Source organism: Fenollaria sporofastidiosus, assembly GCF_943169635.2.
GTDB lineage: Bacteria > Bacillota > Clostridia > Tissierellales > Peptoniphilaceae > Fenollaria > Fenollaria sporofastidiosus.
Genome location: NZ_OW968186.1, coordinates 1,598,240 through 1,622,958 on the forward strand (window position 1 = coordinate 1,598,240; position 24,719 = coordinate 1,622,958).

The following is a 24,719-nucleotide window of genomic DNA, read 5'->3' on the forward strand; positions in this document are numbered from 1 at the left end:
TCATAGCTCTTTATACATCAGCTTAGCTTGATCTTTGTTTGGACTCTCCATCAAAGATACTACCTCATAGCTTCTGTGGTCTTCATTAAATGTTGTTGTTATAATGTCTCCAACCTTTAAATCATCACCTGGCTTAGCTACTTTTGAATTTATAAGTATCTTGCCGCTTTTCGCAGCGTCATTAGCTACTGTTCTTCTTTTAATAATTCTCGATAGTTTTAAAAACTTATCAAGTCTCATAAAATCACCCTTATGTACATTGTAGAAAGTCAGGCATAGCCTGACTTTTTACTTATTGTGTCGTAAAAATCTTACTTGATGAAAAACATCAAATTAGATTATTTACATTTCTTTTTGCATTTAGTGTTAACTGTTTCTTTTAAAGTCTTACCAGCTTTGAAAACAGGTGCCTTAGATGCAGGAATTTTTATTTTTTGCTTAGGATCTCTAGGGTTTCTTCCTTCTCTAGCTTTTCTGTCCTTTACTTCGAAAGTACCAAAGCCTACTAGTTGAACCTTTTCGCCTTTTTTAAGTGTGTCAGTAACAACACCTGTGAAAGCGTTTAGACAAGCTTCAACATCTTTTTTAGTCATTTCAGTTTTTTCAGCCATAGCTGCAACTAATTGAGATTTGTTCATGATAAATCCTCCTTTTAAAAAGTGCTTGAAAAGCCATTCGTGGCCCTTCTATACTTATATTATAACCTATTTTCTCTAAAAATCAAGGTTTTTTTACATTTTTTTGTAATTTTATTGAAAAAATAGCGATTTTTTTGCTATTTTGATATAAAATCTTCAATTTTTACTAGTTTTAGTAAGAGTACGAGGCCTCCATAAACTATTATTCCAAGCAAAATTGATATTGATATTGATATTAAAAGTGAGAACTTAATGCTCAATATATCATATGAAACTTTAACTGCTAGTGCCATAATTATACTTACAGCTAAAATTTTAAGTGCATATGAAAGCAAATTGTATTTCTTATCAAGTATTTTTTCAAGGTCTATATAGTTTAATACCATTGCAAGAATGAAGGCAATGTTTGTACTAATTGCTGCTCCTTTTACATTAAAGAAGCTTATGCCTGTTAGTACATACGTTAAAACTACTTTAACCGCTGAACCTATGAAAAGATTTTTAACCGGCTTTTCAGGTCTGCCTACTGCTTGAAGTATTGCTGTTAGTATCTGTATCATACATAGACAGATAAGACTTACAGATAGTATGCTTAGTAGCTGTGCTGTTCCTTCTATGGCCTCAGGAGAGTTGTTGTAGTATATCAAGCTTATGATTGGTTTACTTAGCGCTATAAAGCCAAGTGTGCATGGAAATGCAAAAAGACAAGTAAACTTAAGTCCTGAATATATTGTTTGATGCATCTTATCAAAATCTTTTTTAACCATGCAAGCTGATACTAAAGGCACTATACTCATCGACAAGGCTATGGATATTGCTTGTGGCATATTAATAAGGGTAGTTGCCATGCCTTTAAGCCAACCGAACATATCGTTTGCTTCGCTTATAGTGTAACCTATATCAGTAAGTCTCATAAAGACAAGCTTTGTATCTATAAAGTCCATGATTGGATTGATTGACGCGCCTATGGTGATAGGTACTGCTATGGATAGTATGTTTTTTATAACTTCACTATCGCTGTACATAAAACCGCTTTGGTCTAATTGCTTTTCATTCTTATAATCTTTATACTTTAATAAAAATACTGCAAGCAAAAATAAAAAGCCAAAAAAGGCTCCGATCGAACCACCTGATTGCGCAGCGCCTGCAGCAACTGCAACTCCATACATATTAAGTGCATACTTTGTTAGTATTAGTCCAAAGATGAGCTTGAAGAGCTGCTCTATAACTTGTGAGATTGCTGTTGGCACCATGTTGTCCTTACCTTGATAAAAGCCTCTAAATGATGACATAAGAGGTGAGAATACAAGGGCAGGTATTAGTGCAACTAATGAGTACCAACTGTTTTCATTTTGCAAAAAGCCAACTATTTGATGGCTAAACACGTATACAAAGAGTGCACTTATTATGCCTAAGGCAAACATAAGTTTTGTCGACTCTACGAATACTTTGTGTGCTGCTTTTATCCTACCCAAAGCATAGTTTTCAGATACAAGCTTGGCAACTGCCACAGGTAGGCCTGCTGTCGATATAGTCAGCAGTATTAGATACACTGGATAAGCCGCTTGATAGTAGCCTATCCCTGTATCCATGATGATGTTTGTTATTGGTATTCTGTACACGGCACCTATGATTTTAACTACGATGCCTGCTAATACAAGTATAAATGTATTTTTAAAAAATTTACTAGTTTTCTTCTTTTCCATATATTAATCTACGAAGTAGTAGCCTACCCCCCATTTAGTCTTTAAAAATTTTGGTCTCTTGCTGCTCTCTTCTATCTTGTTTCTAAGCCTTCTTATGTGAACGTCAACAGTTCTTTCATCGCCATAGAATTGATAGCCCCAAACCTTCTCCAAAAGGTCCTTTCTCGAGAACACTTGTTCTTTATTCGATGCAAGTATATATAAAAGGTCGAACTCCTTGCCTGTAAGCGAAATTTCAACTCCATCTTTAAAGAGTTTTCTGCCTATGGTGTTGATTGTGAAGTGATTAAACTCAAGCATGTTGTTCTTTGCATCATCGTTTGCGCCTTGCACTCTTCTGAAAAGTGACTTCATCCTTGCCTTTAGCTCAAGTATATTGTAAGGCTTAACTAAAAAGTCATCTGCGCCATATTCAAGTGCGAGTATCTTCTTAATCTCTTCCTTATTGTTAGTTGATATGATGATGGCAACATTCGATGCTCTTCTTATATCTTGGCATAGATTTAGACCGCTCTTGTCTGGCAAATCTATCTCCATAATTATTAAATTGTACTCGTTCGGCTTAAGAAGTTTTGATGCTTCTTCAGCACTATATGCAGTATCTATCAGATACTCATCTTGCTCAAGACTGTATTTTAGCCCCTGAACAAAGGTTTCATCACTATCTATAAGTAAAATCTTTTGCATATATACCTACCTTTTTAATACTCTCTTATCGCCAAGCCTCTTTGTTAAGTTTGTCTTATCAAAGTCCTCTAGCAAAGCAAGCGATATCTTCCTGTTTGACGAGATAAGGTCTCTGTACTCAGCAAGACTTATCTCTTGATTCTTATTTAAAAACTTAATTAGCTCTTCTCTTGCATCTAAGAAGGCCTTGTAGCTTATGAAGTCATCTTGAAGCCTGTATATGCTCTTGCTTGCTTGCAAGTCTTGCAAAGCTTCGGATAAAAATTCATTATTGATCTTCATCTTCTCTTGGATTTCATCCTTTGTTATGCCTTCATATTTGCTGTCTTCAACCAATTTTAATACCATGTCCATGGACTTTTTGTCCTCATCTGAAAGACTTGGTGCGTAACCCTTGATTGAAACTAGCTCGCCATTTAACTCTAAGCTGTCTTCCTTAAGTATAAGATCAAGCACATTCTCATAAAGTTTTTGATTGTTGTTAAGCTTCTTAAAGAATCTGTTCTTTATCTCTTCTTTGAATATTCCTCTTCTTAATGGATATTTTTCGTAATATTTATTTAAGTGAAGTATAAGTTCTTCATTTATATCGTGAATGTATCTTAATGAGATTGGATATAAACCGTTCTTTAGTTCGTAAACAACTATAGTTCCTTCATTTGCTAAATCTTTTAACTCTGAGTCTATTGACTCTTCTGACTTGCTAAGTAGTTTTGCAAGCTCTTTCTTGTTCAAGAAGTCTGTCTGTCTTGTGTAGATAAGATTATTTAGAACGTCTGTATCCGAACCTGTTTCGTTTATCTTAAACTCTTCAACTGCATCTTCGTCAAAACGTTTCTTCTTCTTTGGATTAGTCTCTAGCACAACGCCGCCTGCTATAGTCGACATTGGTGAGTAGAACCTTAGTATGAATCTATCAAGTCTCTTGCAAACTGTTTCGCTCTCAAGTATTAGCTGTGCGTAGCCTTCTTCTCCTGGGTTAAGCACCTCTTTATCTAAAAGCACCACTCTTGCAAGTATCTCTTCAGTTCCTATATATAAGAAGACTCTCGATGCATTCTTTATGGATCTGTCTTGGTCTTTAATACATTCAATCTTAACGTCTATAAGGTTGGTATTTTGAAGTGCATCAGGGTAACTAATTACGCTGCCCCTATGTATATCTTCCTTCTTAACACCAGGGATATTTAGTGCGCATCTTTGTGAAGCATAAGCCACGTCTTCAGACTCTTGATGCACTTGTATAGATCTAATCTTAGTCTTAATTCTCTCAGGATATATCTCTATATCATCTTGTAGAGATAGCTGTCCATCCATAAGCGTGCCTGTTACTATGGTTCCAAAGCCAGATATAACAAAGACTCTGTCGATAGGTAGTCTCGGTGTATCGTTCTTCTCTTCCTTTTCAAAACTATCTGCATGCTTTTTAAGTATCGCTTTTATATTATCAATGCCTTCTAAGGTCTTGTTAGATACTCTAACTATCTCAGAGTTTTCAAGGAAAGTTCCTTTTAGTGAGTCTCTGATGTCTGATGTGACAAGCTCTATCCACTCCTCATCAACTAAGTCTGTCTTAGTAAGAGCAACAAAGCCATGCTTTACGCCAAGCATAGTAAGTATGTTAAGGTGCTCTATAGTTTGAGGCATAATACCCTCATCAGCAGCAATGACTAGCATAACAAGGTCCATGCCGCTAACGCCTTGCACCATATTTCTGATAAATTTCTCATGTCCTGGCACGTCAACTATACCTACTCTTAAATCCTTTTCAAGATCGAAGTAAGTAAAGCCAAGCTCTATCGATATTCCTCTTTTTTGTTCTTCCTTAAGTCTGTCAGTTTGTCTGCCAGTTAGTGCGCGTATTAAAGAAGTCTTGCCGTGGTCAACGTGACCTGCAGTTCCAAGTATTAAATGTTTCACTATCTCTCTCCTAGTATCCCCTTAAGTTCGCTTACAATAATTTCGTATTCTTCCTCGTCTATAGTTCTTAAGTCAAGAAGCACTTTGTCCTTATATATCCTTACAATTATAGGTATTTCAAGATGTCTAAGTTTTTCTTCAAGCTTTGCAGTAGATATATTCTTTGGCTCAATTTCAATTGCTTTAGACTTGATGAATTGATTTGGAAGTGAGCCTCCACCTACTTCTGATGCTGTTTCAACTACGCTCAGTTCAGCTCCTTTTATGCCTTCAAGCATAGCTAATAGCTTTTGCGCTCTCTTATCTATGGATACATAGCTTTCTGTTATCATCTTTATAGTCGGTATTTCAAATGTTTTATTCTTGTCTATATAATAGTTTAGTATCGTTTCAAGAGCTGCTATAGTCATCTTGTCTACTCTAAGTGCTCTAAGCAGTTGATTCTTCTTGATTTGACTGATGTATTTTTCTTTGCCGACTATGATGCCCGCTTGTGGACCACCTAAAAGCTTGTCCCCACTGAAAGTAACAACATCAACGCCACTTGCAACCGATTCCATAACAGTTGGTTCATGCTCAAGACCATAGTCCTCAAGATTGATTAAAACTCCTGAACCAAGGTCTTCTATAAGTGGCAAGTCTCCCTTTATACTAGCAAGTTCACTTGCATTAACGCTTTCAGTAAAGCCTAAAATTTTGTAATTTGATGTATGAACCTTTAGTATAGCTCCAGTCTCTTCATTTATAGCGTTTTCATAATCTCTTAGATGAGTCTTATTAGTTGTGCCGACCTCTCTAAGTGTCGCTAAGCTTCTTTCGCAAACATCAGGTATTCTGAATGATCCACCTATCTCTATTAGTTCGCCCCTTGAAGTGATAACTTCCTTGTTCTTGCTAAGTGTGTCGAGCACAAGCATAACGGCTGCAGCGTTATTGTTAACTACAAGTGCCGCTTCTGCTCCAGTAATCTTCCTAAGCTTTTCTTCAATGTGGGAGTATCTTAGACCCCTTTCGCCTCTTTCAAGGTCATACTCAAGATTAGAGTAGCTTGATAAGAGCCTCACAATATTTTCTTGAGCTGATTTTGGAAGCTTTGACCTACCTAGATTGGTATGTATGATTACACCTGTCGCATTTATTACGGGTCTTAGGCTATAGCTTAGCTCATCTTCAAGCCTTTGTGCAACAGACTTTTCAATGTTTTTAAGCCTCTCTCTAAGGCCTTCTTCATCAAGACCATTCTTTATCGCTTCTCTCATCTCGTCTAAGATATTTCTTATAGTATCGTTAATAAGTCCAGCGTCGTGAACTTCGAATAATTTCTTAATCTCTTCATTCTCCATAACTTGATCAACGCCTGGTATCATTCTAAATAAATTCATATCACACCTACTTAATTAAAATATATTTATCGTCGAATTTTTTTGCTTTTGCAATTATGCCAACTCCAAATGGAAGGTCTATCCTTTCCATGTATGTCTTTGCATCCTCTTCTGACAAGGATATTAGTAGTCCTCCAGAAGTTTGTGGGTCGAATAAAAGGTCCTCCATCTCCCTTTTTATCTCAGAATCTATCCTAAAGTTTTCACCAACGAAAATTCTGTTGTCATATGCACCTGCTGGTACAAGACCCATCATCGCATAGTCAAGAGCTCCCTTTAGTACAGGTAATTTCTCTGTATAGATCTCAACGGTAACGTCAGTGTTTCTAAGCATTTCGTATACGTGACCCATAAGTCCAAAACCTGTAATGTCTGTGCAGGCATGCACATCAAGTCCTTCCATAGCGTCCTTTGCCTTCTTGTTAAGAGTCTTCATTACTAAAGTTGCTTCATCCAAAGCATCCTTGTCACAGATGCCGCCCTTAACAGCAGTGTTAATTATTCCAAGGCCAAGTGGCTTTGTTAATATAAGGACGTCTCCTTCTTTAACTCCAGTATTCCTCAAAACTTTGTCTGGATGAACAAAGCCTGTAACGCTCATGCCGTACTTAAGCTCATCATCTTGAACAGTGTGTCCACCTATTAGCAAGGCACCTGCTTCCTTAACCTTGTCAAAGCCGCCCTTCAATATTAGCTTTAATACTTCTGGCGATAGACAGTTTGGAAAACACGATATATTCATCGCAAGTATAGGTTCACCGCCCATAGCATAAACGTCAGATAGTGAGTTTGCTGCTGCAATCTGTCCAAATGTGTATGGGTCGTCAACTATTGGAGTGAAGAAGTCCAAAGTTTCTATGATCGCTCTGTCTTCACTTACCTTGTACACAGCTGCGTCATCACTAGTCTCCAAACCTACCAATAGATTTGGATCTGGTGCACTCTTTTCTAGTCCCTTTAATATTTGATCTAAAACCTCCGGTTTTACCTTAGCCGCTCAGCCAGATGTCTTAGCAAAACTTGTTAATTTTACGTTTAAGTCATTACTCATATAATCACCTTCCGTTTACACTTATATAGTCCTTAATATTTTTAAATTTATTCTCTCCAATGCCTTCTATGTTCATCACGTCTTCAATCTTTTTAAACTTCTTCTGCTCTCTGTAATCAATAAACTTCTGTGCAGTCTTCTCTCCGACACCAGGTAGCGTCATTAGCTCACTTAGACTCGCTTTGTTAATGTTGATCTTCTTAGTCTTAGCATCTATCGCCGCGCTAGTTATGCCTTCTTCGCTAGCTTCACTCTTTGATGGAACTATGATCCTCTCCTCATCAACAAGCTTTTCAGATAGATTAATCTGATTAATGTCAGCATCATCAGTCAAACCGCCCGCCTCTTTAACAAGGTCGTCCATACGAGTGCCCGCCTTCATCTTGTATACACCAGGCTTTTTAATCTCGCCCGTGATGTGAGTGTATATGTATCCACCGTCCTCATCACTCTCGTCATTTAAAGAGTCCTTCGCGCTTGAGTCATAAGCCTTTTGCACAGTAATACCATCATCACTAGTGCTAAAAAAGTCTGTATTCATTACCTTTACAAATATTATAATAAGTGCGACTATAAGTACTATCTTAAGTCCCCTCTTAATTTTATCGATGTCCATAGAATCACCAGATATATTATACCATAAATTTGATAAAAATGAAACAACTTTGTGAACTTTTATTCATAAAGCTTTGCAATGCTTGCAATCACTTATACTTATATGCACTTACTGTCCATATTAAACATTGACTCGCAGGGCATATGCTTAGAAGCCACATATATAGTGTATGGCTTGGCATATAGTGAGTGGCTTGCTATATATAGAGAGGCTTAGCATATGATGAGTGGCTTTCTATATGGTGAGTGGCTTGCTATATAGTGACAAGCTTGGCACCATAAACATAAAAAAAGGCTATAGACCAAGTCTATAACCTATGTGGTGGAGATGATGGGAGTCGAACCCATGTCCGAAAACCCTTCCTAAAGAACTTCTCCGAGCGCAGTTTCTTATAAAGTTTCACTAAGACCAATTTAAGAAACAAAACAAGTCTTAGCTAGCTTTAAAATAATCTTTTAACTTTTAAGCTTGGCTAAAAGATCTTCTCGTCTAAGTTGACCCAATATAAAGCCGTACGAGAAAACTCTATATTGAGAGCTAGCCTAACTAGGCAGCGTATGCAAAATTATTGTTTTCTGCGTTTATATTTTTTTGACAGATGTAACGTATCCATCAATCCGGCTCGCTATTCTAAATTCCAAATCCCCGTCGAAACCAAATTCATCCCCGTGGTATTTTATTATTACCCAGTAGGCTCTAATACATAACAAGGCAGCTTAAGGTGCACAAGGCACCCATAGCTATATTTCCTTTTGATATATTCTGTATGTTATATTAATCTTTGCTCCAAAGCTTTCAACGTCGTTCATCATGTCTCTATTGTACTCCCAAATTGTCGAACCTTCAAGCTCTGTGTAGCCTTTCTTAAGTGCGTTAAGATATGTCTTTAGGTACATCACACTAGTAACGCCCTTCTTTCTATACTCTGGTACTACGAATAAAACAAAGAATCTAATTCTGTTTATTTTTCTTTTGTAATACAAGAATTTTAAGAAACCAAATGGGAACATCTTTCCATTCATCTTCTTAATAGCTTGATTATAGTCTGGCAGTGTTATATTAAAACCGATTGGCTCGTTTGTCTTATTGTCTCTAGCTATGAAGATAAGCTCCGAATCGGCAAATGGCACTAGCTGCTTAACTATCTTTCTTATCTCTTCTTCTCTTGGTGGAGCAAAGTCGTCCCACTCGCGCGGTAAGGCTCTCTCTAGCACATGCATTATGTCCATAGCGTCCTTATCGACATTCGTAAGGTCTATGTTGTCTACTCTAAAGTCGAATTTTTTCATTGCATATGGAACTAGCTTTTCATATCTATCTATGTCGGCGTTGCCTATAGTGTCTTTGTATGCGTAGCAGTCAAAATACTTCTCAAAGCCATACTTAACGAAGTAGTCGTTGTAGTACTTTTTATTGTATGTGTTCATAATGAATGGTTGTGCGTCGAAGTTATCTATGATGAAGCCTCTGTTATCTTCTCCGCCTGGTAGTGATAGAGGCCCCTTGACCTTTGTCATGCCATGCGACTTTAAAAACTCTATGGCCTTATCAAGAAGCGCCTTTGCATACTCGTAATTCTCCTTGCATTCAAATAATGAGATGTAGCCTTCCTTGTATCCATGATGCTTATTAAGAATATTGTTTACTCCAACTAAAAGTCTGCCTACCACCTTTTCATCATCGTAGCAGATGTACTTTGTGTTTGGGCCTGCTTCGTTAAGGTCGTTGTCAACGCCTTGAACGTACTTTTTATAGTCCGCTCTTAGTGGCGGCACAAAATTTTTATCTCCTTCGTAATTTTCATAGATAAAGTCCACGAAATCATTAAGTGTTTTCTTATCGTTAACCTCTTTAATCGTTATCAAGGTAAGCACCTCTTCTTTCTTTTAAATAATCATACACGTCTTGGCTCAAAAAGTTCTTCACAGCTATAAAATCTGTTTTAAATTCCTCTCTAACTTTTGATGCGCTGACGTATTCACCGTCAATCATTTTTCTATCTATAAATACAGCTTCAAGGCCGTATTGTGAAAGTATACTCTTCATCATCTCATTGTACTTTTCAGTAACTTTGTCAGTGGGCTCAGTACCGAAGTACCTCTTTTTAATATTTAAGTCCTTCGCAATATGCCTTGCAAATATCTTTGCATCAAGCTCTGTATATACCTTTAGCTTATCTGTATCCTTCTTTAAAAAATATGTTGGAAAGGTTAATCTAGATATGATGTAAGGCCCTGATTTAAAGACGTGAACTCTTTCATTGTCTTGATAGTGCTTTTTCACTATCTCGTATCTATCCTTAGTACTAAAGTATGATGCATCTTCTTCTAAGACGAAGATGATTAAGTCTCTATCGTCTTCCAAAGCCTTGTCTACTAAGTACTCATGACCAAGTGTTAGTGGATTTGCATTCATAACGATGGCGTTATACTCTTTATTGTCAAGCTCACTTCTTATGCTTTGAGTCCAGTCTTTGTACTTAAAGAAGCCGCCTTCTAGCAAAACAACGTCTTCTGTCTTTTCTATCGCATCCATAGACAAGGAAGTGAATATACCCTCGTTCTTTGTCTTTGTAAATACAAAGTAGTTTCTATATCCCTTATTAATAATCTCTTCAAGAGCGCTATTAATTAGATCGATAGCCAAGCCCTCGCCTTGATATTTATCGTCAATGTAGAAGAATTTAATTAGATTCTTCTTTACTGATACAGTCGCAACTATATTAGCATTGTCTCTTATGATAAAGCTCGCATCAACGTCTTCATAAGTCACATCACGCAAGGCTAAGAAGTCAATAAGTTCTTTCTCGCTTGACGAGCCTTTTATTAGTCTATCTACATAAAACATAATTAGTCCACTATAATGCCGCCGCCTACAACAGTTCTGCCGTCGTATATAACTAGGCTTTGCGAAAGAGTGATCGCTCTTTGCGGCTCTTCAAAATTAACTGTGTAAGTTCCGTCGTCATTTTTCTTTACTTTTGCTCTCTCGTCGCTAGACCTATATCTAACTTTTGCAGTGTAGACCTTGTCTTCATCAATCTCATCAATAGAGATAAGGTTCACATCTTTTATAAGAGCAGTCTTTTTGAATAAGTCCTCTTCTGGTCCAAGAATGATCTCGTTATTTACTGGATCAATCTTTGTTACAAAGGCTCTTTGTCCTAAGGCGACATTAAGCCCACGCCTTTGACCTATGGTGTAGTTTCTAATACCATCATGCTCACCTAAAACTTTTCCACTTTTGTCCTTAATAAGACCCTTCTTGCTAATATTTTCTGAATATTTATTTAAAAATGCCTTATAATCATCATTTGCAATAAAACAAATCTCTTGCGAATCTTTCTTATTGTATACAGGTATGCCAGCTTCTTTGGCAATGGCTCTAGTTTTATCCTTATCCATAGCTCCAACTGGGAATATCGCATCCCTTAACTGATCTTGCTTAATATTGTATAGAAAATAGCTTTGATCTTTTCTGATATTAGATGATTTTTCTAAGTAGTGAATTCCGCCTTCGTCGTACTTCTCAACATAATGGCCTGTTGCAATAAAATCAGCATCAAAGTTTTTCATCTCATCGTGAAATCTCTTAAACTTAATGTTCTTGTTGCAGAATATGCAAGGGTTTGGTGTATGGCCAAGCTCGTACTCGCGTATGAAGGGTTCTATAACCCTCTCCTTAAAGTCATCTTTATAATCAACGACATGGTGCTCTATGCCAAGGTAATCAGATACTCTCTTTGCATCCTCTATCATCTTTCTGTAATTATCTTTAATAATATCGTCGCACAAATTAAACGTAATAGCTACAACATCGTAACCTTGCTTTTTTAATAAATATGCGCTAACGGAGCTGTCGACCCCGCCCGATAAAGCTATTAAAACTCTCTTCAAACTATTTCGTCTCTCTTTCTATCAAATCAACTAAATCTTTAGCTAATCTTCTAAGTTCATCCTCATCTTCGCCTTCAAGCATTACTCTTAGAAGCGGTTCAGTGCCTGATGGTCTAATGACAACTCTCATGTCTGGATTATTCTTTGTTAAATCATCTATAGCACTCTTAACGCTTGCTATGTCTAAAACTTTATTCTTAATATCGTTACTTACTTTTGCATTTAAAAGTACTTGTGGATATGTCTTCATAAGGCCGTTTAGTTCAGCGCAAGTCTTTTTAAGCTCGGTCATAGCATTGATTAGGAAGATGGCGCTTAGTAGACCATCACCAGTATTTTGATAATCCTTTAATATTATATGTCCAGATTGCTCTCCGCCAAGTGATAAGTCGTCCTTAATTAGTTCAGCTAAAACATATCTATCGCCAACACTTGTCACATCAAGCTCTACGCCAATAGTATCAAGATACTTCTTAAGGCCAATGTTTGACATTATAGTCGCAACAAGTTTATTCTTCTTAAGCTTATCATGCTTTTTCAAATATGTCGCAAGCGCCGCAAGTATATGGTCCCCGTCCATGATCTTGCCTTCATTATCAACTACTTGCAATCTATCCGCGTCTCCATCGAAGGCTATGCCGATATCAGCTTTCTCTTCTTTAACAGTCTCTATAAGTGACTCAAGATGTGTTGAGCCGCAATTCAAGTTGATGTTTCTGCCATTTGGCTCGTCATGAATATATATCATCTCAGCTCCAGATCTATCAAGAACTTCCTTAGCAGTCACGTAGTTCGCGCCATTAGACATATCGCAAACTATCTTTAGACCTGTGTAATCCTTCATAAGCGAGCGCAAATAATCAGTATAAGCTGTCTTATCTAGCTCGTCAGTGATATATCTACCAAAGTGGTCCGCCTTCTTAAGCTCCTTATCCTCAAGCATATTCGTTTCAATAGCTTCTTCAACTTCGTCGGCAAGCTTGTAACCATGCTTATTAAAGACTTTGATGCCGTTGTATTCATATGGATTATGTGAAGCAGATACAACTATACCGAATAAAGAATCATTCTTGCTGATTATATAGCTTGCTTCTGGTGTAGATGTTACGTTTAAATCGTATACATCAAGTCCCATAGATGTGATGGCAGCTGCAAGTGATAGCTTAATCATATCCTTTGATTCTCTTGTGTCAGTCGCTATAAAAACTTTTTTGCTCTCTCCATCCATAAAATAGTCAGCTATATATTTTCCAAGTTTGTATGAAAATTCACTCGTTAAAAACTCTCCAGCGACGCCTCTAACGCCGTCTGTTCCAAATAATTTCTTCATTCTTCTTCCTCCATATATTGTTTAAGAAGTGGGAGCAAAGTTTCTCTATCGTTCTCAAGCTCCCCAAGACTCACTTTCTCCTTAATTTTGCCAAGCGCACTTTTAAATTTCTTACTTGGCTTGTATCCCATGGCAATCAAATCATCACCACTAACCGCAAGTTTTAACACACCACTGTCGTCCAAACTTGCCTCTATCTCTTTTATGTAAGATGTAAATTTATTTATATTGTCAAGCTCCCTACCAGGTCTCGTAGCAACAGTATCAGCCCTAATTAGGTCAAGGTAGCGATAGATATTATCCTTGCCATAATAATTATAAAGCCTTCTTACAGCCTTGATACCAAAGTTTGGGTCCTGCTTCATATGCTTTAAAATAAGGTCATGAACTAGTTTTATAGTCTTTTTATCATAATTAAATTTTTTCAAAATATCAACTGCCATCTCGGCGCCGACCTTGTCGTGATCGTAGTAGTGCGACACAGACCCATCTTCAGAGCGTGTTATTGGCTTTGCAACGTCATGAAATAGAGCCGCAAGACGTGTAGCAAGGTCCTTTTCAGTAGCTTCCACCGCCTTCATAGTATGCGTAAATAAATCATAGCTATGATAAGGATTGTTTTGGTCGTAATTAAACTCTCTATCTATATCAGGTAAAACTTCCTTTAATAGTCCCAAATCATGCATAAGAGTAAACGCGTAATGAGCATTGTCAAGAAGCAAAATCTTATTAAACTCCTCTCTGAACTTATCCATAGAGAGAGTTTTTACATAAGGTGCATATTTCTTCGCAGCCTTAAAAGTCTCTCCTTCTATCTCAAAGCCGAGCTTTGCAGCAAAACGCACTAAGCGAAGTATCCTTAAGTAGTCCTTGGCAAAGCTTTCATATGGATCAATCACTGTTCGCAAAATTTTAGCATCGAGGTCCTTCTTAGCATCCAGAAAATCATATATCTTCTTGTTCTCATCCATGAGCATGGTGTTGATGGTGAAGTCGCGCCTAAGAAGGTCTTCCTTGACATCACTAGTAAAGCTTAGAATGCTAGGGTGCCTACCGTCGCGGTAGCCAGCCTCGCGTCTAAAGGTAGTAATCTCAATCGAAGGCTCGCCCTTGATCTTAACAGAGCCGTAGTTCATAAACTTAGTATCAAGCTCATAGTCACTTAAAAGACTAGCCACTTCATCAGGCTTCTTTGCAGTACATATGTCGATGTCATAGACGTCCTTGCATAGCAAATAGTCCCTCACAGCACCTCCAACAATGTATGAGGAACCCTTCAAGCTTTTCAATACATCAATCGCGTAGTCTAAATTTTTCATAATATAAAGAATTATACCATATATGTAAGAAAAAATCAAAATTCATAGCTGTTCAATAAAAATAACAGCTATGATGTTTGATACTAAATTTTATCATCCATTGTACCCAATCTCTCTTTCAAAAATTGTGCCATTTCAAATGTTTTTGATATTTTAGCAGCATCATTCATATTTCCTTCAAAACCAGATTTAATATACCACTGACCATCTATTTGAACAAAACTCTTTTCAACACATTTCATAAGTGCCTGTTTGGCATCTTTATAAAAATTTTGCAAATTTTCATTATAAATTTTTGTATTTTCAGCTGTAACCTCTGTACCATGTCTCAAATCATTTACATTTGGTGGTATAACTTGTCCGTTTTCCTCTATAGCTGGTGTGACTGGTATCAATGCATCAGCTCGAACATTACCATCACCTTTATTTGTAACTGTCAATATTGAACCGTGTAAATTATCACCATCATATGTCTTAGATTGTCCTTTATTTGGTGGAATATCTGCTCGTGTTAATGGAACTGCACTTATTTGTGGTTCTCCACCTACAGTTGTTCCAGTAGATCCTGTATTATCTATTGTTGGAGTGTCATTAGCATGTACAACAGTTTCTGCAATTAAAAAGAGCGCTAGAAAAACGCTCAATACTTTAATAATATTTGATTTTAACTTCATTATTTATCACCTTCCAAATTATTTTTCTGCCATTATTAATTTATTATCGTTATTTGATATTACAGCTCCACCCCATGGTCCAGGATTTTTATATGGATTTCTAACTTTAAATTTTGTATTTGGAACATCTATTACTAACCATTTTTTTCTAAATGCTACTAGTATTTTATCTACTTCATATTCTCCTACTTTATCTCCTGGCATAAATAATCTACCATCTGTAGTTAATACTAATGCTCCTCTATTATCAGTTTCAATAAAATATGGTGTGTAGAAATATCCTTTTGAGTAATTTAAATAATTAAAGCTAGGATCTATTATACCTGTGGCATCATAAAACTCATCATCTTTTTTAAAAAAGTTTATAGCTTTACCCCAAGAACCAGTAAGTTTAGCTTTTTTATTGAATTCATCTACATATTCTTTTTTAATCTCTCTACCAATTAAAAATTTTTCTACTTTTGCATATGCTTCATCATTAGCAAAAAATGTTCTAGTAGGTGATGCTTTAATATTTTTTTCTTTATTTAAATAATTAAAAGTATCTGAGTTTGGATTAAAATTATGCATATCATTCCATGCTTTTTCCCAATACTCTTCTCCTTGACCAAAGACATAGGTTCCGATTCTATCATCTGGTCCATTGTTTCCTACGATTTTAAAGTCTGTATGGGCTGGAGATGATTCTACTCTTCTATATTGTTTAGGAAGTGTTGCTTCCCAAGGAGTTCCCTTGGCAAATGTTTCTGTTCCGTCGCCATTATCAATAAAGTCTGCTTCACTCAACTTATATCTAGCTTCATTAGGTGGGTTATTAAAGTCTGGTAGTGCTTCTCCACTAGATAATATAAATTTACCGTTTTTGTTTTGTGTTGTTGTTGGTTTTGTTTGTTCTGTTGTTGTTATTCCTGTGCCTGCGCCTGGTGTTAGGACTACTTCCTTTGCTTTGTTGTCCCAATCAACTTTATAGCCTAATGTTTCTGCTATGTTTCTTATAGGCAAGAATGTTTTTGATATTTGTGGGTCGATTTGTGCTGGCACGTCTATGGTTACTGCTTTGCCATCTGCCCACATAAGTGGTTTTCCTACTGGGTATGATATTATCTTGTCAGCATATGTGATGTCAACAATGTGGTTAGTGCCGTCCCACTCAACTTTTGCTCCTTCGATTGCGTTTACAAGGTCTCTTACTCCTACGCATGTTCTTCCATTAACTACTCTTAAACCGTCTGTCATCTTTTGATCGACTCTCACTTTTTCTCCGTCTTTGATGATGAATAGTTTTACTTCGCCTTGGAAGTGTTTAATCTCTTGTTTGATTGCCGGAACCTTGTTAAATTCTTTAATTGCTTCGTCTGGTGCTGCAAGTGCTGCTGTGCTTAAAATTTGTGTTGCGATAATTGTACTTAATATTGCGTTTTTGACTTTCATTATAAACTCTCCTTTGTGTATAATTTTATTTTTACTTTATCTTAATTATACAATATGCTTATAAATATTTCTAGTTTTATTTAAAATTATATTTTGTATAGTCTTCTTCAAATGTAAGAAAAAGAGCTGTTTTTTGTATAAATTTTTGTTTTTACTATAAATTTGATCTTTCTATATATTTTTTATCATACTTGATATGTTTTTTATATCTATCGATACATTTAGCAAATTTTTTAAATTATTTTCAAAAAAAGAAAACAGCCACCCATATCACGTGGTAGCTGTTCATCCATTATAAAATTTCTTTTAACTTTTCACTTTCATATAAGAGGTAGTCTTCTACTCTATCGACTTCGTAATCGAACTCACTTATCACCTTATTGAGTAATTCTTTATTTTTAATCGATGTAGCTAAGCTGTTGCCACATGATGAAGAAAGATCTCTAGGTGTCGGTATAATTAGTGACTCTACGCCTAGTTCTTTAAGTTTATTTTTTAACATCAGGCACGACGATATTGAATAGAATGTTACTATGACAACATTACTTTGTTGCTGTAAGTTCAAAGTCTTCTCCGTCTTTTTTAACTGATACTGTGTATCCAGCGTTTTCTAACATCCTTGTAACATTTTCTTTAGCAACTTCTATGTCAACTAGTACTGTGAAGTTCTTTGTGCCTTTATCAGCTTCGTTCTTTGCTAATATAACTGGTTCTGGACAAGAAAGTCCTCTTGCATCTACTACATTATTTGCCATTTTGAGTACCTCTCTTTCTTTCAGCTATGATATAGCATGCTGCTAATGCTACTACTACAAGACCTACTACTACAGCAATTTTACCTGATGGTGTTGCTCCCTTGCCTGATGAAGCGAGATTAAAGTTGTGTGATGCTGCAGCTCCACATATAAGACCGATAACTGTCATGAATGCGTCTGTATCACCTTGTGAAGCTAGTATTGTTTGTCTGATTGGGCAGCCTCCAAGTAATACCGCTGTTAGACCAACTAGTGCCATGGATAAGAAGTTCCATAGGTGTTCTGTGTGTGCAATTGGTTGTTCAGCAAAGCCAAACTTGAATTGTCCAAGTGCCATGTTTAATACTGCGTTTGCTACAACTATACCTACTATACCATATAGGAAATGGAAGTCTTTGATTAAAACTGCGTCTCTAAAGCCTGCAGCTGTACAAAGTCTTGTTCTTTGTAGGATTGCTCCAACTATAAGACCTGCGCATAATGACATAACAAGTGGTGCATGCATTGAGCCTGGTCCTTTTTCTGAGAAGTGAATGAACATAGGCTTAGCTATTGCTAGTACTAAAAGCAATACTGCAAATATTGGCATAATAAGTCCTGACAATTTTGATTGATCATGGTTTCTACCAAGTGAGTAACCTTTTTTAATAAATACAATACCTACCAATATACCGCCAATGAAGCCTAATAAACCTACTACTGCGTTCATATCTCCTGCGCCGATTCTTAGAAGCATTCTAAGTGGGCAGCCTAAGAATACAAGTGCACCTATCATCATTAAGAAACCATATACGAAACGAAGTGCTGGGTTTGAACCACCCTTTGCTCTAAACTCGCCTGTAGCTATGGAAATGATGAAAGCTCCTAATACAAAACCGATGATTTCTGGTCTTATATATTGAACTGCGGCTGCACTGTGCAAGCCTAAAGCTCCAGCTATGTCTCTAAAGAAACATGCAACACAGATACCCATGTTACCAGGGTTTCCGAAATGCATCAATAAGGCTCCGATTATACCGATGATGGCGCCTCCAATGAAGATCATTAAATTTTGTTTTTTCTTCATAATATCCCTCCTTTATATGAGTATACCATAACTTAAGCAAGCTTTTGTGCTGTATAAAATAATTTTATAGTTTTACACTAAAGTATAAGAATTTATTATCAATATTTTTTATAATAAGGCCCCTAATTATTAAATATTTTTATAATTATTGAATATGCCCTACTAATGAGATATAATCAAGAGGACATAAGAAAAAGAATTAGAGGAGCGAATTATGCATTACATAGGTATTGATATAGGATCAACTGCATCAAAGGCTGTTATCCTAGACGAAGAAAAAAAGAATATTTTGCACGAAAAGATCATGCCAAGTGGCTGGAACAGTAAAGAGACTGGTGAAGAGATTAAAAAGTGGATCAAATCACTAGGCTACGAAGATGACGATGTTAGTATCACTGCGACTGGCTACGGTAGAATTAGTGTGCCTTACGCTAACAAAACTGTTACTGAGATAACTTGTCACGCTAAGGGTGCTTACTTTTTGAATCCCGAAGACATGACTGTTGTTGACATAGGTGGTCAAGATACTAAGGTTATACTTGTACAAAACTCTAATGTCATGGACTTCATCATGAACGACAAATGCTCTGCAGGTACTGGTAAGTTCTTAGAGGTTATGGCTAACAGACTTGGTCTATCATTACATGAGATGTTCGAGTTTGCAAGCAGAGGTCAGTCTGTAAACATATCATCAGTATGCACTGTCTTTGCTGAATCAGAAGTAATCTCGCTTATGGGCAAAGGCACTCCTCGTGAAGACATTGCAAGAGGCGTTGTTGACTCTATCGTTAAAAAGGTTTCTGCACTTACTAATAGAAAGAATACAACTGATAACTACTTCTTAACAGGTGGTTTCTGCGACTCACCATTTACCGTTGACTTACTAAGTAAGAAACTAGGCGCAGAAGTTAAGACTCATAAAGACGCAAGATTTGCTGGAGCTATAGGCGCTGCACTGCTAGCTTAACTATGATAGATATAGAATTCTTCAAGGATTTAAGGCGCAATGCATATGTAGACGCAGTAACTTTAAAGCTAACAAAGAACAATGTCCTTGGCTACTTTGCAAAAGACATTGACGAAGCTTTCCTTATGAGCTACGGCCTTGTATGCTACCCCATCGGCTCAACTGATACAGAGATATTAGCCTACGGAGACTACGTGACTTGCGACATGATCAGTGCGACAACTATATACATGACTACTAAAAAGTGTCCACTTATCTACTCTTCAAAAATGTTTATTATTGAAAAGATATGCAAGAGGTTTACTGAAGTCTTTACTTCAAACTGCGATAGGCTAGTCTACGAGTTTAGTGGTGATATCGCAGCAAGTGATATTGATAGCGTTATTAAATCTGTTTATGGCTTTAAATTCGATGAGAAGAAGTATAAAGAGAACAAGAAAACATTTTCTAAAATTGATGAGCTCTTAGAAATTATAAAAGAAAAGATTGAGCCCTATGAGTACAACATTGTTAAGTACTACATAAGATATGTGCATGATCTTGAGAAAAGGGTTAAAATCTTAGAGAAAGTTTTAGAAGATAATATTAACGGCATTAATAAAAATAAAGATAAATGTATTAATGTAGCATGTCCAGAAATAATTCTGGATGAAATAAAGGGCCCTATATGCGAGAGCTATAAAGGCATTGACCTTGCTCCGAAGGGCTGCATATTAAAAGGAGGACAAAATGGATAAGAATCATGAAATGTGGAACAAGCTTGGCATGGACATTGAAAAACATGATATGCTATGTGAAGTTTTACCAGGAGCTTTTGGAGACGTGTTCCTAAGCCAAGAAAACAGACCAAAGGGTATGGACTACTGGAACATGGTAGTTGGCGACATCCACGGTATAAGACCAGCTGAATTAATCGAACACCAAAAAAACGGTGGCAAGGTAGTTGGAACATTCTGTATACACGTACCTGATGAAGTACCTATAGCTGCAGGAGCAATCGTTACAGGTCTTTGCAGTGGATCACAATTCTGGGTACCAGGAGGAGAAAAGAAACTTCCTACAGCAACTTGCCCACTAATCAAAGCATCACTAGGTGCAAGATTTGACAGAACTTGCCCATTCTTCAGAATAGCTGACCTATTCGTTGGAGAAACAACTTGCGATGGCAAGAAGAAAGCTTGGGAAATACTAGCAGAAGACGCACCGATGTACATCATGGACATACCTCAAATGAAAAGAGACGAAGACTTCGAGAAATGGGAACAAGAAATCAAACGCTACATCAAGAGAGTCGAAGAACTTACAGGTAACAAAGTTACTGAAGAAGGTCTAAGAAAGGCTATACATATTGTAAACAACAAGAGAAAAGCATTAAAGAGACTTAATGAATTTAGAAAGAACGACCTAATCCCAATAAGCGGTAAAGACGTTCTAGTTATCACACAAGTTGCTTTCTATGACGATCCAGAAAGAACTACACAAATGATTAACAAGCTTTGCGACGAACTAGAAGAAAGAGTTAAGAACAAAGTTTCAGTTTACAAACCAGGTGCAAAGAGAATACTTCTTACTGGTACACCACTTTCAATACCTAACTGGAAGATGCACCACATCATCGAATCACTTGGAGCAGCTGTTGTTTGTGAAGAAATGTGTACAGGTATTCGTTACAGCCACGAACTTGTTAAAGAAGAAGATGGTGCTGATATGGATACAATGGTTAAAAACCTTGCAAAGAGATACCTTGGCAGCATAAACTGCGCTTGCTTCACACCTAACCACGCAAGAATCGACGACATCGTAAGACTTGCTAAAGAATACAAGGCAGACGGAGTTATCGACCTTAACCTTAAGTTCTGTAACCTATACGATACAGAAGGTTACTTCGTAGAAAAAGAACTTAACAAGCTAGGTATACCAGTTATGGGTATAGAAACAGACTACACAGACGAAGACGCTGAACAATTAAAGACAAGAATCGGTGCCTTCATAGAAATGCTTGGCTAAAATGAAAGAACTTAGGCAATACATTCTCTTAGGAGATTCCGAAACAGCATCAAAGCTGTACTACCTTCTTAAGGATAATGGTCTTGAAGTAACCATAGCACCGACACCAAGAAATGCAGACCATTGCTGCGGACTTTGCATCATATACCAAGCACAAGACAAAGAGAAGATAGCTATGCTTGCAGAGCAAAACTCTATAAAGATAGATAGGTTTTGGGAAGACATCGTAAGAGATGATCCAAATAGAATGAGATTTTGCTAAGAAAAATTAGAGTTTAGATAATATAAAAGGGATAGGCCTCTCGCCTGTCCCTTTGCTTATTTTAAATTATTGAAGAGACATTTTTTTTGTGATATAATCTACATATATCACATGATTGGAGTTAATTATGGTTTTTACAAGTGTAACATTTATATTTTATTTTTTGCCATTAGTGCTAATGATGTATTTTATTGTCCCAAAAAAGAATAGAGAATTAAGAAACATAGTACTCTTACTCTTCTCACTATTCTTCTACTTTGCAGGTGAACCAAAAGCTATCTTGGTAATGCTAGTCTCCATTGTAACAAATTATGCTTCCGGATATTTAATAGGGGTAATTCACGGTAAAAAACGTGCGCTGCCTTTAATTACAGCTATCATTATAAACTTGTCAATGCTGTTTTACTATAAGTACTTAAATTTCTTTACAACAAACTTTACTAGCATCTTTAAACTAAGTATTGAAACAAAAGAGATAATTATGCCCATAGGTATATCGTTCTTCACATTTCAAGGACTTAGCTATGTTTTTGATGTGTACATGGGAAATGCTAAATATAAAAAGAATCCTTTGGATATAGCTTTATATATATCGCTCTTTCCTCAGCTTATAGCAGGACCAATTGTCAGATATGAAACTGTTGCTAATGAAATTGAAGACAGAGATGAAACGCTTGATAAGTTTGCAAGTGGTGTTTTGAGATTTATAGTTGGTTTCTCAAAAAAATTATTGCTAGCTAATAAATTTGGCATTATAGCTGATGAAATCTTTAGACTTAATGGTGGATACAACATTAGTGTTCCACTTGCTTGGTTTGGAGCCTTTGCCTATGCAATGCAAATTTACTACGACTTTAGCGCCTACTCTGACATGGCCATTGGTCTTGGAAAAATATTTGGATTTAATTTCTTAGAGAACTTTAACTACCCCTACATTTCAAAAAGTATAACAGAGTTTTGGAGACGCTGGCACATTTCACTTGGCACTTGGTTTAGAGACTACATCTACATACCACTTGGCGGTAACAGAGTAAGTGTATTTCATCATATAATAAATATCTTTATAGTCTGGTTTTTAACAGGTTTTTGGCACGGAGCATCTTGGAATTATATCATCTGGGGTCTATACTTCTTTGTCTTTTTAGTATTAGAAAAGTATATATTTAATAAGGCCTTTAAAAATATTCCAAACATTTTTAAACATATCTATACCGTTTTTGTCTTACTAATAGGATGGGTTATATTTAAAGAGGAAAATATTTTTTTATTATTAAAATACCTACGTGCTATGTTTAATTTTGGTTCAAACGAAACTATAGGCGGACTTCTTTATTATTTAAAAGAATACTATATAGAAATTATTTTAGGCATAGTCTTTTCAACAGGCTTGTTTAAAAAGTTTGAATTAGGCTATAAAAAATTATACCTAATCTTTGTATATGGAATACTTTTCATCTTATCGATAATTGTACTATTTAGCAGCTCATACAACCCATTTATATATTTCAGGTTTTAGGTGATATTATGAAAAAGAAAAACTTATTTATAACAATTTCGTTTTTATCTATAATTTATATTTCAATGCTTTTAATAACAATGTTTAGAAATGATTCAGTGCTAACATACTTTGAAAATAGAAACATAAAAGCTAAACCAGAAATGAGTATTGAAACTATCTTCAATGAAAATTATTTTGGTAAGCTTGAAGACTACTTAAAAGATTCTTTTAAAGGTAGAAATAAGTTAGTAGAATTAGATACGCTAATTAATAAATCAATTATAAAAAGACCCGTGGTTAATGGTGTTTACTGTGATAAGAATCTTTATCTGGCAAGATGGGAAAGATGGTGGCCGTATGACTATAAAAATGATCTAAAACATATGTCTGAAGCTTATGCCAAACTAAATGATAAACTTAAAACTAATGGCATTAACTTTATATATGTAGGTGTTCCTGAACATAGCTATGTTTTCTCAGATAAATATCCAGATTATATGCTAAATAAGCATGATGAATGGAAAGAGATTGAAGATGCATTCTTCGATGAGCTAAACAAAAACCTTATTCTAAACATAAAAATGAGCACAAAGATTAAAAACAGAGATTTAGAATACTCAAAAACAGATCATCACTTTTCTTACCTTGGGGCTAAAAATGCATATGATGAAATCATTAAAACCATAAATGAAAATACAAAGTATAAACTTGATAGCAATGTTGAATTAATTAAAGGAAAAGAAGAGTTCCGAGGCTCCTATGCGAGAAAACTTTTCTTTTTAGGGAACTTGCATGATGACTACTACACCTATAAAGAAAATTTCAAATATGAAAGATTTGATGATAATATAAAAAGTGATGATAAACTATTCTTTCAAGAAGACAATCTATACCGTGGAAGCATGGGCTACGGTGTTTACATGGGCGGAGATAAAAGCTTTACGGAAATTAAAACTGATAGGAACAACTTACCTAATATATTAGTATATGGCGATTCATTTACAAACCCAATTGAAACACTTCTAGTAAGAAATGCAAATAATTTTTACAGTGTTGATTTTAGATACAAGAAGGATCAAAGTTTAATGGAAATTATTAATAAATACAAGCCCGATATAGTAGTATGTATTAGAGATAATCTTATGTATTTAAATAAAGATGACAATGGTATAACAGAATAAATAAGCTTATCAATATAAAAGCACTCGTATATAACGAGTGCTTTCTTTATATTTCTATATGACTAATAAACTTTACTAAGAATGATTAGTCCTATGAAGTTTGCGATGTAGAAGTAAAATTTTCTTATCTTGTGCCTGAATACAAACATTGCAGCAAAGCCTCCTAGTCCTCCGCCTGCCATGCTAAATAAAAGAAGTACAATTTCTGGCACTCTCCATCCGTGGAAGGATGCTTTTAGCTTGTCATATGCGTACAATAGAAAGGCTATGACGTTTGTTCCTAAAAATATTATTCGTCCAAATGTTTTTATTATGTTTAAAATTATTCCCATA

At 36.0% G+C, this 24,719-nt stretch carries 25 protein-coding genes and 1 other RNA gene; 6 read left to right on the top strand and 20 right to left on the bottom strand.

Annotated elements, in window-relative coordinates:
* From KO172_RS07935 to yedE, 19 genes are all read right to left on the bottom strand, one after another.
* On the bottom strand, positions 1 to 240 hold the full coding sequence (locus KO172_RS07935) for an RNA-binding S4 domain-containing protein (protein WP_215493291.1): 240 nt from the start codon (positions 238 to 240) through the stop codon (positions 1 to 3).
* A gap of 98 nt (positions 241 to 338) precedes the next feature.
* Positions 339 to 638, bottom strand: a complete 300-nt coding sequence (locus tag KO172_RS07940) for an HU family DNA-binding protein (protein ID WP_215493292.1) — start codon at positions 636 to 638, stop codon at positions 339 to 341.
* Positions 639 to 775: 137 nt separating this feature from the next.
* On the bottom strand, positions 776 to 2,344 hold the full coding sequence (locus tag KO172_RS07945) for a putative polysaccharide biosynthesis protein (protein WP_215493294.1): 1,569 nt from the start codon (positions 2,342 to 2,344) through the stop codon (positions 776 to 778).
* A 3-nt stretch (positions 2,345 to 2,347) separates the two neighbouring features.
* Positions 2,348 to 3,031: a response regulator transcription factor gene (locus tag KO172_RS07950; protein ID WP_215493296.1), complete on the bottom strand. Its 684-nt coding sequence runs from the start codon at positions 3,029 to 3,031 to the stop codon at positions 2,348 to 2,350.
* Between the two features lie 6 nt (positions 3,032 to 3,037).
* Complete coding sequence (gene selB, locus KO172_RS07955; protein ID WP_215493298.1) at positions 3,038 to 4,951, bottom strand: selenocysteine-specific translation elongation factor; 1,914 nt, start codon at positions 4,949 to 4,951, stop codon at positions 3,038 to 3,040.
* Positions 4,951 to 6,333, bottom strand: a complete 1,383-nt coding sequence (gene selA / locus KO172_RS07960; protein ID WP_215493300.1) for an L-seryl-tRNA(Sec) selenium transferase — start codon at positions 6,331 to 6,333, stop codon at positions 4,951 to 4,953. Before selA ends, selB begins: the two co-directional genes overlap by 1 nt.
* 7 nt (positions 6,334 to 6,340) lie before the next feature.
* A complete protein-coding gene (gene selD / locus KO172_RS07965) occupies positions 6,341 to 7,384 on the bottom strand; it encodes a selenide, water dikinase SelD (RefSeq protein WP_215493301.1) in 1,044 nt (347 codons plus the stop codon).
* A 4-nt stretch (positions 7,385 to 7,388) separates the two neighbouring features.
* Entirely contained in the window at positions 7,389 to 8,000 is a 612-nt protein-coding gene (locus KO172_RS07970) for a helix-hairpin-helix domain-containing protein (protein ID WP_215493303.1), read from the bottom strand.
* A gap of 319 nt (positions 8,001 to 8,319) precedes the next feature.
* Positions 8,320 to 8,668, bottom strand: a transfer-messenger RNA (tmRNA) gene (ssrA, locus tag KO172_RS07975).
* Between the two features lie 72 nt (positions 8,669 to 8,740).
* Positions 8,741 to 9,865, bottom strand: a complete 1,125-nt coding sequence (locus KO172_RS07980; RefSeq protein WP_215493305.1) for a GNAT family N-acetyltransferase — start codon at positions 9,863 to 9,865, stop codon at positions 8,741 to 8,743.
* Positions 9,852 to 10,847, bottom strand: coding sequence for a nucleotidyl transferase family protein (locus KO172_RS07985; protein ID WP_215493307.1), 996 nt, complete (start codon positions 10,845 to 10,847; stop codon positions 9,852 to 9,854). The genes KO172_RS07980 and KO172_RS07985 overlap by 14 nt, the downstream gene beginning before the upstream one ends.
* 2 nt (positions 10,848 to 10,849) lie before the next feature.
* A complete protein-coding gene (gene mnmA / locus KO172_RS07990; protein WP_215493308.1) occupies positions 10,850 to 11,896 on the bottom strand; it encodes a tRNA 2-thiouridine(34) synthase MnmA in 1,047 nt (348 codons plus the stop codon).
* A 1-nt stretch (position 11,897) separates the two neighbouring features.
* Entirely contained in the window at positions 11,898 to 13,226 is a 1,329-nt protein-coding gene (gene glmM / locus KO172_RS07995; RefSeq protein ID WP_215493311.1) for a phosphoglucosamine mutase, read from the bottom strand.
* A complete protein-coding gene (locus KO172_RS08000) occupies positions 13,223 to 14,473 on the bottom strand; it encodes a CCA tRNA nucleotidyltransferase (protein WP_215493313.1) in 1,251 nt (416 codons plus the stop codon). Before KO172_RS08000 ends, glmM begins: the two co-directional genes overlap by 4 nt.
* Positions 14,474 to 14,628: 155 nt before the next feature.
* Positions 14,629 to 15,219 carry a hypothetical protein gene (locus tag KO172_RS08005; protein ID WP_215493315.1) on the bottom strand — a complete coding sequence of 197 codons (591 nt, stop codon included), beginning with the start codon at positions 15,217 to 15,219 and terminating at the stop codon, positions 14,629 to 14,631.
* Positions 15,220 to 15,237: 18 nt separating this feature from the next.
* Entirely contained in the window at positions 15,238 to 16,650 is a 1,413-nt protein-coding gene (locus tag KO172_RS08010; protein WP_215493317.1) for a copper amine oxidase N-terminal domain-containing protein, read from the bottom strand.
* 292 nt (positions 16,651 to 16,942) lie between these two features.
* On the bottom strand, positions 16,943 to 17,215 hold the full coding sequence (locus KO172_RS08015; protein ID WP_215493319.1) for a putative Se/S carrier protein: 273 nt from the start codon (positions 17,213 to 17,215) through the stop codon (positions 16,943 to 16,945).
* Positions 17,193 to 17,405 carry a sulfurtransferase TusA family protein gene (locus KO172_RS08020; RefSeq protein ID WP_215493321.1) on the bottom strand — a complete coding sequence of 71 codons (213 nt, stop codon included), beginning with the start codon at positions 17,403 to 17,405 and terminating at the stop codon, positions 17,193 to 17,195. The genes KO172_RS08015 and KO172_RS08020 overlap by 23 nt, the downstream gene beginning before the upstream one ends.
* Entirely contained in the window at positions 17,395 to 18,471 is a 1,077-nt protein-coding gene (yedE, locus tag KO172_RS08025; protein ID WP_215493323.1) for a YedE family putative selenium transporter, read from the bottom strand. Before yedE ends, KO172_RS08020 begins: the two co-directional genes overlap by 11 nt.
* A 214-nt stretch (positions 18,472 to 18,685) precedes the next feature.
* Between yedE and KO172_RS08030 the strand changes: the two genes are divergently transcribed.
* The 6 genes from KO172_RS08030 to KO172_RS08055 all read left to right on the top strand — a co-directional run bounded on the left by KO172_RS08030 (position 18,686) and on the right by KO172_RS08055 (position 24,386).
* On the top strand, positions 18,686 to 19,438 hold the full coding sequence (locus KO172_RS08030) for an acyl-CoA dehydratase activase (protein ID WP_215493325.1): 753 nt from the start codon (positions 18,686 to 18,688) through the stop codon (positions 19,436 to 19,438).
* 2 nt (positions 19,439 to 19,440) lie between these two features.
* Positions 19,441 to 20,175 (top strand): hypothetical protein, encoded by a 735-nt coding sequence (locus tag KO172_RS08035; RefSeq protein WP_215493327.1) that lies wholly within the window; start codon positions 19,441 to 19,443, stop codon positions 20,173 to 20,175.
* Positions 20,168 to 21,445, top strand: a complete 1,278-nt coding sequence (locus KO172_RS08040) for a double-cubane-cluster-containing anaerobic reductase (protein ID WP_215493329.1) — start codon at positions 20,168 to 20,170, stop codon at positions 21,443 to 21,445. Before KO172_RS08035 ends, KO172_RS08040 begins: the two co-directional genes overlap by 8 nt.
* Before the next feature lies 1 nt (position 21,446).
* Positions 21,447 to 21,707, top strand: a complete 261-nt coding sequence (locus KO172_RS08045) for a putative Se/S carrier protein (RefSeq protein ID WP_215493331.1) — start codon at positions 21,447 to 21,449, stop codon at positions 21,705 to 21,707.
* 127 nt (positions 21,708 to 21,834) lie between these two features.
* Positions 21,835 to 23,223 (top strand): MBOAT family O-acyltransferase, encoded by a 1,389-nt coding sequence (locus KO172_RS08050; RefSeq protein WP_215493333.1) that lies wholly within the window; start codon positions 21,835 to 21,837, stop codon positions 23,221 to 23,223.
* A gap of 8 nt (positions 23,224 to 23,231) precedes the next feature.
* On the top strand, positions 23,232 to 24,386 hold the full coding sequence (locus KO172_RS08055; RefSeq protein ID WP_215493335.1) for a DHHW family protein: 1,155 nt from the start codon (positions 23,232 to 23,234) through the stop codon (positions 24,384 to 24,386).
* 62 nt (positions 24,387 to 24,448) lie between these two features.
* Here KO172_RS08055 and KO172_RS08060 read toward each other — a convergent pair whose 3' ends face one another.
* Positions 24,449 to 24,718 (bottom strand): DUF1294 domain-containing protein, encoded by a 270-nt coding sequence (locus KO172_RS08060; protein WP_251320161.1) that lies wholly within the window; start codon positions 24,716 to 24,718, stop codon positions 24,449 to 24,451.
* Position 24,719: the final 1 nt, after the last annotated feature.